A 12,567-nucleotide genomic window follows, 5' to 3' on the forward strand; every position below is an offset into this window, starting at 1 on the left:
CGATTTCAATTATTCACAAACAATCTGGCCCTTATATTTTACATTCACTCTGCTGTATGCATTCCATCCTTTAGCAGGGATGATTTCTTCATAAAACAGGTTTATCTTTTCAAATTTTTCTTCTAAATCCTTGGCTTCCCCAAACTCGATTACCTGCTTGCCTACCTGCTGGTAGAGTTTGATGTCCGTCTTTCGGGAAATATCCATCCCGGAGATCTGCGCTTTCCAAAACTCATCGGCATTAATAAAATTGATCATTGCCATGAGGTCGCTGTGGCTTTCGGAAATATCCTCGAGCTTCAAAAGACTTTCGGCGTAAGCACCCTCAAGCGTCATCACCCTAGTGGTGTATGAATTGGATGTCGGTAATATTTTTCCTTCCGAAGAAATGTAGCCGTCTGCTGCACTTGGTCTCACAATCCTTGCAATCGGAATATGCTGGGTAATCTCCACCATCACATGTCCTTTGGGGTCTGCGAATACTTCTGCATTGCGGACAAAAGCATAAGTCTCCACCTTCTTTTCAATTTTATTCAAATCCACTTCCTGCATGGATACACCATTTTGCAGGATTGGAAATTCAGTCTGTATGTTTTTCAATATGTCTTTTTCATTTACGAAATAGACATCTGCAATTCCTTTGACCCTGACTTCAATCCCGGTGAAGACTTTCTCAGAATCTTTTTTCTCCACAAATCCTATAAAGCCGATCAGAACCAATGTCAAAGCGGCGAAAATCAATGATTTTTTGATCCTAATTTTCATAGTCCTTTCATCCAGTTTGCGATAGGTAATACCAGTCTGTCAATGTCTCCTGCACCGATGGTAACCAAAACCTCAGGCTTAGCCGCTTTGAGGTAATCCAACAATCCTTCTTTGGATTGGAGGGATTTTTTGGCGGAAGTGATTCCTTCCAACAGCATCGTCGCATTTACTCCCTCGATTGGGAGTTCCCTTGCCGGATAAATCTCCAGCAAGACCACTTCGTCAGCTAATGAAAGACTCTCTGAAAATCCTGCTGCAAAATCTCTGGTCCTGGTGAAAAGGTGCGGCTGGAAAATTGCCGTCAACTTTTTATCAGGATACATGGCTTTGACAGATGAAAGAAAAGCGCGGATCTCCTCAGGATGGTGGGCGTAATCATCGATAAATACCCTGTCCTTTTCCTGAACCCAGATTTCAAATCTTCTTTTTACTCCTTTATAACTTGCCAAACCTTCACGGACGGCTTGTTCTTCGACGCCATAATCCAAAGCGACCGTAATGGCAGGCAGGGCATTTTCCACATTGTGAAATCCCGGCATGTACATTTTCAATCCCTTGATTTCTTTGTCTCCACTCACATAATCGAAGGTGAAAGCCGCAGGTCCTGCTACGATATTTTTGGCCTGGATCTCTCCGGTGTTGATTCCGTATTGCTTTACAGTAACCGATTTGGATTTCGGAGCTCCGAGTTTTTGGAATGCCTTTGCATGGATATACAATGACCCGTCGGCAGCAATCAGGTCAATAAATGCCCTGAAGCCATCCATCATCTGTGCGTCATCCCCATAGATGTCCAAGTGGTCGGGATCGGCGCTGGTGACGACAGCCACATTTGGATGAAGGTGCAGGAAAGAGCGGTCAAACTCATCTGCCTCCACGACTACTGTGGCGTCTCCACTTTCCTCGTCATGGAGGATGAGGTTGGAATTGTAATTTTGTGTCAAGCCACCCAAAAAGGCAGCAATATTTTTTCCTCCCGATTTCAAAAGGTGAGCGACCATGGAAGAAGTTGTCGTCTTGCCATGTGTTCCCGCTACGGCTATCGTCGGAAGGTCAGCAGTGATCATCCCGAGAACTGCAGCTCTTTTTTTGATGCTGTAGCCGTTGTTTTGGAAGAAGTTCAGTTGGATAGAATCCTTTGGCATCGCCGGAGTCCAAATGACCAAAGTATGGACTTTGTCATAGCGGATCCTGGAAGGGATATTTTCCAAAGTATCTTCAAACACAATTTCCATTCCCTCTGCCACCAATGCATCTGTCAATGGAGAAGGGGTACGGTCATAGCCGGAGACTTTGATGCCGACATGGTTAAACCACCTCGCCAAAGCACTCATGCCGATGCCACCTATTCCAAGGAAATGGACGCTATGTAGGTTTTTCAGATTCATTTGATAATGCTTTCCAATACTTTTACAATTTCTTCGGCTGCTTTTGGCTTGGCCAGTTTCTTTATATTTTCACCCAATGACCGGACTTTGATATCGTCCGCCATGAGTTGGTTTACTGTTGATTTCAATTTCCCGACTGCCTCACTATCCTTCAAAAGAACCGCTGCATCTGCCTGCACAAAGGCCATGGCATTTTTGGTCTGATGGTCTTCGGCCACATTGGGAGAAGGGATAAATACTACCGGCTTGCCAATAAGGCTGAGTTCAGATACAGAAAGCGCACCGGCCCTCGATACCACGACATCTGCCGCGGCATAAGCCAAATCCATTTCCCTGATAAATTCAAGAACATGGATGTGTTTCAGTCCAGAAGCCTTTACTTTTTCTGACATTTCGGAGAAGTAGAACTTCCCGCTTTGCCAAAGAACTTGGTAGCCTTCTTTTTCGAGACCTTCCATATCAGCCAATACCGCCTGATTGATGGTGCGCGCGCCAAGACTTCCTCCCAATACCAACAGGACTTTCTTGCCTTCTTCCAATCCAAAGTGTCGGAATGCCTTTTCCTTTTTTCCATCCAACTGAAGGATGTCCTTGCGGACAGGATTACCGGTGTATTGGATCTTATCGGCGGGGAAAAACTTTTCCATCCCCGGATAAGCCACACAGATCTTTTTTGCTTTTTTTGCCAAAATCTTGTTGGTCAATCCGGCATAGGAATTTTGCTCCTGAATCATTGTCGGGATTCCTTTTCCTTGGGCAGAATACAAGAGTGGACCGCTTGCATAGCCACCGACTCCGACCACGGCATTGGGTTTGAATGTCTTGAGAAGTTCTTTGGACTTGTTCAGACTTGCCAATAATTTGAAAGGAAAACTGAGGTTGGAAAGGCTGAGACTTCGCTGCAATCCTGCTACTTTGAGTCCTTCGATCCGGTATCCTGCCTCAGGCACTTTTTGCATTTCCATTTTTCCTTCTGCACCGACAAATAGAATCTCTGTGTCAGGATGCTTCTCCATCCAGGCATTTGCGATCGCAAGTGCCGGATAGATATGGCCTCCTGTGCCTCCTCCGCTGATCATGATTCTATATGGTGTGCTATTTCCCAATTTCTCTTATGCTGTTTGAAATGTCTTCCTCACTTTATTGCTTCCCTCAGCGGGACTGTCCAACTGTTCTTGGTGGTCGCCCCTGCTTACACTCAATATAATTCCCAATGAAAATCCAGTAAATACCAATGATGTCCCCCCCATACTCAGCAAGGGCAATGGCAGACCGGTAATCGGGCCTAATCCCACCGCAACTGCCATGTTGACCATGGCCTGCAGCACAAGCGCGAAACTCAGTCCCGCCGAAAGCAATCCTCCAAACGGCTTGGTCGAAGAAGCGACAATCCGCATTCCCCGGAACAACAGTGCCAGATAAAGGAACAAAACCGTCGCACCGCCAACCATCCCGTATTCCTCGATGATGATCGCATAGATAAAGTCAGAATAGGGATGCGGAAGTGTATTTCTCTGTTCGGATTTTCCCGGACCTTTGCCTGTGATTCCTCCTGTGGAAATGGCGATAAATGATTGCTCTGCCTGAAAAGGAATTTCATCCCCTGACATAAATTTTTCTATCCTGGAAAAGAAAGTTCCGCCCCTTTGTCCCAAGAAAACCGAAGTAGTCAGAAACAATCCACCAACCAAAACCACCATCAGGATATATTTCATCGGCACTCGGCCAATGAAAAGCAGCAACAAACAAGTCGACAGCAACAAGACTGCGGTGGACATATTGGCCAATCCGATCAAGCCGGAAACCAAGCCAATGACCAAAATCATCGGAAGGAAAGCGTTTCTGAAGTCGTCAATATTTTTTTGCTTTCTGGCGAGCAATGAGGCCAAGGTTGCTATCAATGCCAATTTTGCGATATCCGAAGGTTGGAATGCCTTGTTGATGACAGGAATGGTGATCCACCTGTTGGCTTCATTGACAGTCGAGCCAAACAAGAATGTGAACAACAGCAGCGGAATGGAAACCACCAACAAAAACCTTCCGATAAGACCATAAGTCTTATAAGGGATTTTGTGGGCGACCCACATCACCAAAAGGCCTGCAAGCACCATCATTGAATGGTCGATCAGGTATTTTTCCGTATTGCCGCCGGTGTATTTGTATGCCAAAGAACCCGTGGCAGAATAAACCACCACGATGCTGATGACAGAAAGAATGATCACGATGCCCCAAATAATCGGGTCACCCTTCAAATTTCTGTCAAACCATATTTTTATGTTCTCCATCATTTTGCGGTCGCGGTTAATGCTGCCACTGCGGCTTTAAACTGATTTCCTCTGTCTTCATAATTCTTGAACAAGTCGAAACTTGCGCAAGCCGGGGAAAGCAAAACCACATCGCCTTCCTTCCCAAATTCCAATCCCAAGGCCACTGCCTCAGCGATGCTCTGTGTTTCTTTAATTTCAGGAATCCTTCCTGAAAATGCTTTTTTCAACTTCTCATTGTTCACGCCGAGGCAGATCAGCATTTTTACTTTTCCGTCAGTCAAAGGGTACAGGGCTGCATAATCATTCCCTTTGTCCACCCCACCGGCAATCCAAATCAAGGGTTGTTTGAAGCTGTCAAGCGCATAGGCTGTGGCATCGACATTTGTTCCCTTGCTGTCATTGATAAAAGCAATTCCATTGATTGTAGCCACCGGTTCCATCCTGTGTGCCGCATTTTGGAAATCCTTCAATCCTTCCCTGATGGCTTCCTCCGACACGCCTGCCAATGTTGCTGCCAAAGAGGCGCACATGGTGTTGAGCATGTTGTGGGTTCCTTTCAGGATAATATCTTTTGGGTCTATTGTTAATTTTTTTCCGACGGCTTGAACAGTGATGGCATTTCCATCAAAATACCCGCCTTTGTTTTGCGGTTCTTTGAGTGAAAATGGTAACCGATCCGCTTTCAGATTCACTTTTTTAAAACCTGATTGGATCAGTTGATCGTCAAGCCAATAAATCGCTGCATCTTTTTCATCCATGTTTTTGAAAAGGGAAACTTTGGAAGCGATATAATTTTCAATTTTATAGTTGTACCTGTCCAAATGGTCAGGAGTGATATTGGTCAATACTGCCACGGAAGGTTTCAGAGATTTGAAGCCGTCAATCTGGAAACTGCTGACTTCCAATACCCACCAATCTTTGTCTCCGTCCACCAATTGCGCGGCCCAACTTTCGCCGACATTTCCTCCCAATCCGACATTCAACCCTCCTTTTTGGAGCAGGTGATAAGTCAGGAGTGTAGTTGTGGTCTTGCCGTTTGTACCCGTGATCGCGATTACTTTTCCTTTGGAATACCTGAAAGCAAATTCCAATTCATCGATTACCGGTATTCCTTTTTCCAAAGCCTTTTGGACAATGGCTAATTTCTCCGGAATCCCGGGACTCTTAATGATTTCGCCGGCAGAAAGGATTTTCTCCTCCGAATGCATTCCTTCTTCAAAGCCAATCCCGTTTTCGGTCAAGGTTTGTTTTCTGGATGCGCTGATGGTCCCGGCATCAGATACCCATACTGCATAGCCATGCTTCTTGGCGAGCAATGCTGCTCCCAATCCGCTTTCGCCTGCACCCAATATGGCTATCTGTTTTTTCATTTATCTCAGTTTCAATGTTGCCAAAGTGATGATGGCCAGAAGTATTCCCGTGATCCAAAAGCGGGATACGATTTTGGCTTCATGGATATTTTTCTTCTGGTAATGATGGTGCAAAGGAGACATCAGAAATATCCTGCGACCTTCTCCATATTTTCTTTTGGTGTATTTGAAATAGCTTACCTGCATGATCACAGAGAGGTTTTCGACCAAGAAAATCCCACAAAGGATTGGAATCAACAGTTCTTTTCTCAATGTAAATGAAAGTACAGCTATCACTCCACCCAACATCAAGCTTCCTGTATCTCCCATAAAAACCTGAGCAGGAAAGGCATTGTACCAAAGGAAGCCAACGCAGGCGCCCACAAATGCAGCACAGAAAATCACCAACTCGCCTGAGTTGGGAATAAACATCACATTGAGGTATTGGGAGAAAATGGCGTTGCCGGAAACGTAGGCGAATATCGCAATCGTCAGTCCGATGATCGCGGAAGTCCCCGCTGCCAATCCATCAATCCCATCTGTGATATTGGCTCCGTTGGAAACTGCCGTGATGATGAAAATCACCAAAAGGATATAAAGCACAGGAGTGATGCTTTCCCCCATGAAACCTAAGAAAGTCTCGTAGTTCAGCTCATTGTTTTTGACAAAAGGGATAGTAGTCTTTGCCACTTTCACATCTTTGAAAGCAGGGGTTTCGACTACGCCTTCCTCGATGGAAACCGGATTGGTAAATTCACGAATCACGACATCTTCATGGAAGTAAAGGGTGGCACCCACGATAATCCCGATGGTAACCTGACCTACGATTTTGAACCTTCCGGCAAGACCGTCTTTGTTCTTTTTGAATACTTTGATATAATCATCCACAAATCCTATGGTCCCCAACCAAACCGTAGTGATAAGCAGAAGGATGATGTAGACGTTGTTGATATTGGCAAAAAGCAAAGTCGGAATAATGATACCGGCCATGATCATCAGCCCACCCATGGTAGGTGTTCCTTTTTTGGCGGTCTGTCCTTCGAGACCCAAGTCGCGGACCGTTTCCCCGATTTGTTTGTTTCTGATCCAATTGATAATCCTATGCCCAAAGGTGATGGTGATGATCAATGAAAAAAGTGCCGCCATCCCTGCCCTGAAGGAGATATAGCGGAAGACCCCCGTTCCCGGGATGTCCCATACTGAGTCCAAATAATCAAAAATAGGATATAGCATATCAGTCTTTATTCAACAGATTAAGTAATTCGGCCACAACCTGACGGTCATCAAAAGGATATTTCACCCCCTTGATTTCCTGATAGGTTTCATGTCCTTTACCGGCAACGAGGATGATATCACCCTTTTTTGCCATGAGAGCAGCCGTCTTGATGGCTTCTCTTCTATCTTCTATCACCAGTGTTTTTTTGAAATCCACCGGATTGATTCCTGCTTCCATCTCTCTCAGGATGGCCATAGGTTCTTCATCACGCGGGTTATCGGAAGTCAGGATCACTTTGTCCGAAAATTGGGTTGCGATCTTTGCCATTACAGGTCTTTTGGTTTTGTCCCTGTTGCCGCCACATCCGACGACGGTGATCACTTGTTCGCCCCCGGTCCTTACACCTTGTATGGTTTTGAGGACATTTTCGAGTGCGTCAGGCGTATGGGCATAATCGACGATGGCAGTGATGCCATACATGGCGATTTTGTCGAAACGACCCTGCGCTCCGGGAACTTTGGAAAGCTGCATCAGCACTTCTTCCTCGTCTTCACCCAAGAGAACTGCGATGGCAAATACACCAAGTAGGTTATAAGCATTGAACTGACCGATCATCCTAAACCAAACCTGTCTGTTGTCAATCTCCAGCTCAAGTCCTTCGAGGGTATTGGAAATGATTTTGGCTTTGAAGTCAGCAGGAAATTTCAACCCGAAAGTATGGCCTGAGCCTTTGAAGTTTTGTAGCATGACCATGCCCCGCTTGTCATCGGCATTGACTAGCGCAAAAGCATCTTTTGGAAGTTCATCAAACAGCTTTTTCTTGGCTTTGATGTATTCGTCAAAAGAACCATGGTAATCAAGGTGGTCATGGGTGATGTTGGTAAACAAGGCTCCGGCAAATGCCAGACCTGCTGTCCTTTCTTGGACGATAGCGTGGGAACTTGCCTCCATGAAGCAATGGGTGCAACCGGCATCCACCATTTGACGGAGGAGTTTCTGAATGCTCAGCGCATCAGGTGTTGTATGTGTGGAAGGGATGGTCAGTTCGTTGATTTTGTTTTCCACGGTGGAAAGCAAACCTGTCTGATACCCCATTTCCATAAATAACTGATAGAGAAGCGTGACGGTAGTGGTTTTCCCATTGGTACCTGTTACCGCCACGAGCTTCAACTTTTCAGATGGATTTTCGAAATAATTGGATGCCATGATTCCCAATGCTTTGGAGGAATTGACTACCTGAACATAGGTGACATTTCCTTGGAGCTTTTCAGGCATCGTTTCGCAAACTATGGCTACAGCTCCTTTTTCTATGGCTGTTTCAATGAAAGCATGGCCGTCAACCTGAGTCCCGGTAATGGCAACGAAGCACGTTCCCGGCAGGACTTTGCGGCTGTCAAAGACAATATCGCCAACCTCCACTTCCATGTTTCCAATGGTGGAAGTCAGGGAGACTTTATACAATATGTCTTTCAGTACTTTCATTTATCCCAATACTAAATTGATTACATAAGCATTATTTACTGGTGAACCAGGATTGATGGATTGGCCTCTGACCCTTCCCTTCCCTTGGTAGACCACACGTATTCCTTTGTTTTCCAATACATACAAAGCATCCCTTAAGGACATGCCCGTCACATCAGGCACAGTCGGCGAATCCACTTTGTTGGCTTTCCAGATGACAGCGTTGTTGACCGGGGTAGATTTTACCCATTCTTCTTCAGTCTCACCCGATACATGGTTGGAGATTCCAAACTTGTTGCAGATCATCTGAAGTTCGTCCATTTTGCCTGCCTGTATCATTGGAAAAGTCCCTGAATTGGAAGTCAAATATGTTTTGTCATTTTCCTTTTCATTCAATTCAAGATCCTGCGCAAAAATCTTGTCCGCAATTTCTTTGAATACAGGAGCTGAAACATCACCTCCATATGCAGCAAAACCTTTTGGACTGTCAATCACCACAATGGCCGAATATTTTGGATTGTCTGCAGGAAAGTATCCGGCAAATGAAGTGTAATACCGCTGTGTATACCGGCCACCGATCAGCTTTTGTGCAGTACCTGTTTTTCCGGCGATCTTGTATTCTTCGGTATAGACATTCTTGGCGGTGCCGTTTTCTACCACACCTTCCAACAATTCCTTCAATTGGTCAATGGTCTTGGAGGAAGCAATGCTCCTACGTACCACTTCTGTTTCGTATTTTTCTTCGATCTGATTGCCTCTGGCTACAGCCTGCACGATCATGGGTTTGACCATTTTACCGTCATTGGCCACAGCATTATACAGCATGAGCGTATGCAAAGGAGTCAACTTGGCCTCATAGCCGATAGACATCCAAGGAAGCGTGGTTCCATACCAATTTTTCTCTCCCGGCTTTTTGAAGTAGGGTACTCCCTCGCCTTTCAATTGGAAATCAATCGGCTTGTCGAGTCCTGCTTTTTCAATGTAGGCGACAAACTTGCTTGGATTGTGTCCAAAATTGTCTTCCACAAGTCTGGAAATAGCCACATTGGAAGATTTTTCAAATGCTTCTTTGATCGTGATTTTGCCATATCCACCTTCTTTGGAATCATTCATATTCCTGTCATAGAATTTGAAAGTCCCTTTGCCTGTATCGATAGAATCTTTGAGGTTGATTTTGCCTTCTTCAAGCAAGGCAAGCATGGAAAGCAACTTGAAGGTCGAACCTGGTTCTGTCAAGCCTTGATCACCGATGGCAAAATTGTAGTTCTCTCCATATCCCAATCCGTCCTTATTTTTTTGGAGATTGATCAATGCTTTGATTTGGCCGGTAGCCACTTCCATCACGATGACACACCCAAATTCGGCATCTTTATTTGTCAGATGTCTCAAAAGTGCAGATTCTGCCACGTCCTGGATATTGACATCCAAAGTGGTGAGGATATCATATCCGTCGTCCGGTTTGATATCTTCCGCATCAAAAACAGGCTTCCAAGAACCGCCGGCAATTCTTTGAAAAAGGGCTTTGCCATTTTTTCCTTCCAAAAAGTTATTGAAGCTGTATTCTATTCCTGCTCCGTTTTTGTCTTCATTGACAAATCCTACTGTCCTGCTAGCAAGGTTATTGAAGGGTCTGTATCTCTTTTCTACTTTCTCGAAGATCACACCGCCACCTGAGCGGCCGTTTCTGAAAATCGGCCATTTGGCCATTTTCTGCATGTCCTGATAACCTATTTGGGTACGGTTGAGAATGACATATCTTTTCTTATCCGAGCGTGCATCCCTGATCATTCTTTTGTAAGAATTGGCGGATTTGTCCTTGAAGTGGGAAGACAGAAAGTAGGACAAAGAGTCAATGCCTTTTGAAAACACATCTTCTTTAGCCATCATTGGATCAATGACCACCCTGTAAAACGGTAGGCTTGTAGCCAAAAGACTTCCGTCAGCAGCATAGATATTTCCCCTTGTAGCGGTAACCTGCTTGTATTGGAAATTGAGCGTCTCAGACTTTGCCTGCCATTTTTCACCCTCCATAAACTGCAAATGGACAATCCTGTAGAAGATTGCCCCTGCAAACAAAGCCACCAAAATGAAGGCTATCCTTACACGCAGTACTATGGAACGTTTTATATTCACTTAGTCAACAATGATTTTAATCGGTGGTTCATCTATTTCTACGATACCCAAAGGCGCAATTTTCTTTGCAACTTCAGACTGCTTGCTGCTCAGCATAAACTCCGCTTCGAGCGTGGTGACATCTGCCCTGACGTCTTCGACTTCCTGTTGCAGTTTTTCGATCTTTCGGATCATGTTGTCTGCACGGTGGTTGCTCCATATATAAATGAGCGCCAAGAAAGCCGCAAAGAAGAAAGGCGGTGCAAAATGAACCGGAACACCTTCTCCAAGAATACCGGTCACGTTGAGCTTCTCTTCGATCATGGTAAAGATGTTTTTACCATTCCCCTTTGGAGAAGAACCTTGTTGGATTTTCTTCTTGAAAGTATTTTGGCTCATCTTATTTCTTTTCAGCTATTCTCAGTTTGGCACTGCGTGCCCTGTTGTTTCTCTGTATTTCTTCCTCATCAGCGATGAGTGCCTTTCTATGGATCGGTTCCAAAGGTCTGAGTAGGTTGCCGTAGAAATCTTTTTCCACCTCACCCTGGAATTTTCCTTTGTTGATGAAGTTCTTGACCAACCTGTCCTCCAATGAATGGTAGCTCATCACGACCAACCTTCCACCGGGTTTCAATGCCTCCACTGTTTGTTTCAGCATGTCTTCCAAAGCCCCCATCTCATCGTTGACTTCAATCCTCAATGCCTGAAACACCTGGGCGAAGTATTTGAACTCTTTGCCTCGTGGCGCATATTTCTGGAGCAAAGCCTTGAAATCTGCTGTTGTTTCAAATTGCGCTGCCGCTCTTTGGGAGACGACCGCCTGTGCAAGAGTCTTGGCATTTTTGATTTCACCGTAAATGCCAAAAATCTTGTGAAGCTTTCCTTCTTCGTAAGTATTCAGGACATCTTTGGCTGAAATATCCATGCCGCTGCTCATTCTCATGTCAAGTTTCCCTTCGAAACGCGTCGAAAAACCCCTTTTGGGTTCGTCTATCTGATGGGAAGAAATCCCCAAGTCAGCGAGAATTCCGTCCACTTGGCTTACCCCATAGAGGCGGAGGTATTTTCTAAAATCCCTGAAATTGGCCTGAATGAAGGTGAAGCGCGCATCCTCAGGAATATTGGCTTCAGCATCTACATCTTGGTCAAATCCATACAAATGCCCTTTATCCAGGTGTTTGAGGATTTCTCTCGAATGCCCGCCGCCACCGAAAGTCAGGTCTATGTAAATCCCATTGGGATCAATAGCCAAGCCTTCAATGCAAGGGCCAAGCATCACGGGGATATGATAAGGAAGTGCTGTCATGGTCAGGAAAGATATTTATCCATCAAGTTTGACAGCTCATCCTGATCGGTAATGGTATTTTGATCGTATTTTTCAGGACTCCAGATTTCCACGAATGAACCCACTCCCAAAAGGATGGCATCTTTGTCGATACCGGCTTTTTGGAGAAAAGTCTTGGGGATCAAAAAACGTCCGGCGTTATCCAGCTCCACTTCAGTCATGCTTTCAAAAAAACCTCTCTTGATCCTCCTTTGGATTGGATCACGGTCTGAGAGCGCATTGATCTGGTGTAAAAGTTTTTTAAACTCTACTTGGGTGTACAACGCAAGACATCCATCGTCTCCATGCCGCAAAATGAGGGTATCACCGTTGGATTCCGGTATTGCTGCCTTCATCTTGGCAGGCAATGCCAGACGTCCTTTCGGATCCACCTTGCATTCGTATCGGCTGTTGAACATTCCCATGGGCTTATCTTGGATTTACTACAATGACAAAAGTAAGAAAAGCAACAACACCATCCACCACTTTTCCCCACTTTTCTCCACTTTTTCTTAAAACTATTTAAAAGTTTGATTTATTACAATAATTTTTGAAAAAAATAGCCCTTTTTTTATTTGGTGCTCAGCCACTTGGGAAGAATCTCTCCCGAGAAAAAAACGTCAAAAACAATTCAAAAACAGCGTTTTTCTGTTAAATGAAATGAAAAATATTCGGGATCAAATCC

At 44.9% G+C, this 12,567-nt stretch carries 11 protein-coding genes; all 11 read right to left on the minus strand.

Going from position 1 to position 12,567, the window contains the following annotated elements:
• Nucleotides 1-9: 9 nt before the first annotated feature.
• Genes DQW11_RS10725 through mraZ form a run of 11 tightly spaced genes read right to left on the minus strand, consistent with a single transcriptional unit; the run spans nucleotide 10 to nucleotide 12,307 of the window.
• Nucleotides 10-765, minus strand: a complete 756-nt coding sequence (locus DQW11_RS10725; protein WP_113924067.1) for a cell division protein FtsQ/DivIB — start codon at nucleotides 763-765, stop codon at nucleotides 10-12.
• Nucleotides 762-2,153, minus strand: a complete 1,392-nt coding sequence (murC, locus tag DQW11_RS10730) for a UDP-N-acetylmuramate--L-alanine ligase (RefSeq protein WP_113924068.1) — start codon at nucleotides 2,151-2,153, stop codon at nucleotides 762-764. Before murC ends, DQW11_RS10725 begins: the two co-directional genes overlap by 4 nt.
• Nucleotides 2,150-3,259, minus strand: coding sequence for an undecaprenyldiphospho-muramoylpentapeptide beta-N-acetylglucosaminyltransferase (gene murG / locus DQW11_RS10735; protein WP_262511052.1), 1,110 nt, complete (start codon nucleotides 3,257-3,259; stop codon nucleotides 2,150-2,152). Before murG ends, murC begins: the two co-directional genes overlap by 4 nt.
• Before the next feature lie 6 nt (nucleotides 3,260-3,265).
• On the minus strand, nucleotides 3,266-4,438 hold the full coding sequence (locus DQW11_RS10740) for an FtsW/RodA/SpoVE family cell cycle protein (protein ID WP_113924224.1): 1,173 nt from the start codon (nucleotides 4,436-4,438) through the stop codon (nucleotides 3,266-3,268).
• Nucleotides 4,438-5,790, minus strand: coding sequence for a UDP-N-acetylmuramoyl-L-alanine--D-glutamate ligase (gene murD / locus DQW11_RS10745; protein ID WP_113924070.1), 1,353 nt, complete (start codon nucleotides 5,788-5,790; stop codon nucleotides 4,438-4,440). Before murD ends, DQW11_RS10740 begins: the two co-directional genes overlap by 1 nt.
• Nucleotides 5,791-7,002, minus strand: coding sequence for a phospho-N-acetylmuramoyl-pentapeptide-transferase (gene mraY, locus DQW11_RS10750; protein ID WP_113924071.1), 1,212 nt, complete (start codon nucleotides 7,000-7,002; stop codon nucleotides 5,791-5,793).
• Between the two features lies 1 nt (nucleotide 7,003).
• Nucleotides 7,004-8,467 (minus strand): UDP-N-acetylmuramoyl-L-alanyl-D-glutamate--2,6-diaminopimelate ligase, encoded by a 1,464-nt coding sequence (locus tag DQW11_RS10755; protein ID WP_113924072.1) that lies wholly within the window; start codon nucleotides 8,465-8,467, stop codon nucleotides 7,004-7,006.
• Entirely contained in the window at nucleotides 8,468-10,579 is a 2,112-nt protein-coding gene (locus tag DQW11_RS10760) for a penicillin-binding protein (RefSeq protein WP_113924073.1), read from the minus strand.
• Nucleotides 10,580-10,957 carry an FtsL-like putative cell division protein gene (locus DQW11_RS10765; RefSeq protein WP_113924074.1) on the minus strand — a complete coding sequence of 126 codons (378 nt, stop codon included), beginning with the start codon at nucleotides 10,955-10,957 and terminating at the stop codon, nucleotides 10,580-10,582.
• Nucleotide 10,958: 1 nt separating this feature from the next.
• Complete coding sequence (gene rsmH / locus DQW11_RS10770; RefSeq protein WP_113924075.1) at nucleotides 10,959-11,864, minus strand: 16S rRNA (cytosine(1402)-N(4))-methyltransferase RsmH; 906 nt, start codon at nucleotides 11,862-11,864, stop codon at nucleotides 10,959-10,961.
• A 2-nt stretch (nucleotides 11,865-11,866) separates the two neighbouring features.
• Nucleotides 11,867-12,307, minus strand: coding sequence for a division/cell wall cluster transcriptional repressor MraZ (gene mraZ / locus DQW11_RS10775; RefSeq protein ID WP_113924076.1), 441 nt, complete (start codon nucleotides 12,305-12,307; stop codon nucleotides 11,867-11,869).
• Between the last annotated feature and the right edge of the window lie 260 nt (nucleotides 12,308-12,567).

Source organism: Cognataquiflexum aquatile, assembly GCF_003316845.1.
GTDB classification, from domain to species: domain Bacteria; phylum Bacteroidota; class Bacteroidia; order Cytophagales; family Cyclobacteriaceae; genus Cognataquiflexum; species Cognataquiflexum aquatile.

Bases quoted from the DNA above. Each gene is read 5' to 3' on its own strand.
- mraY (WP_113924071.1), bottom strand. From the start codon at position 7,002: ATGCTATATCCTATTTTTGATTATTTGGACTCAGTATGGGACATCCCG.
- murD (WP_113924070.1), bottom strand. From the start codon at position 5,790: ATGAAAAAACAGATAGCCATATTGGGTGCAGGCGAAAGCGGATTGGGA.
- rsmH (WP_113924075.1), bottom strand. From the start codon at position 11,864: ATGACAGCACTTCCTTATCATATCCCCGTGATGCTTGGCCCTTGCATT.
- DQW11_RS10755 (WP_113924072.1), bottom strand. From the start codon at position 8,467: ATGAAAGTACTGAAAGACATATTGTATAAAGTCTCCCTGACTTCCACC.
- DQW11_RS10765 (WP_113924074.1), bottom strand. From the start codon at position 10,957: ATGAGCCAAAATACTTTCAAGAAGAAAATCCAACAAGGTTCTTCTCCA.
- DQW11_RS10740 (WP_113924224.1), bottom strand. From the start codon at position 4,438: ATGGAGAACATAAAAATATGGTTTGACAGAAATTTGAAGGGTGACCCG.
- murC (WP_113924068.1), bottom strand. From the start codon at position 2,153: ATGAATCTGAAAAACCTACATAGCGTCCATTTCCTTGGAATAGGTGGC.
- DQW11_RS10725 (WP_113924067.1), bottom strand. From the start codon at position 765: ATGAAAATTAGGATCAAAAAATCATTGATTTTCGCCGCTTTGACATTG.
- mraZ (WP_113924076.1), bottom strand. From the start codon at position 12,307: ATGGGAATGTTCAACAGCCGATACGAATGCAAGGTGGATCCGAAAGGA.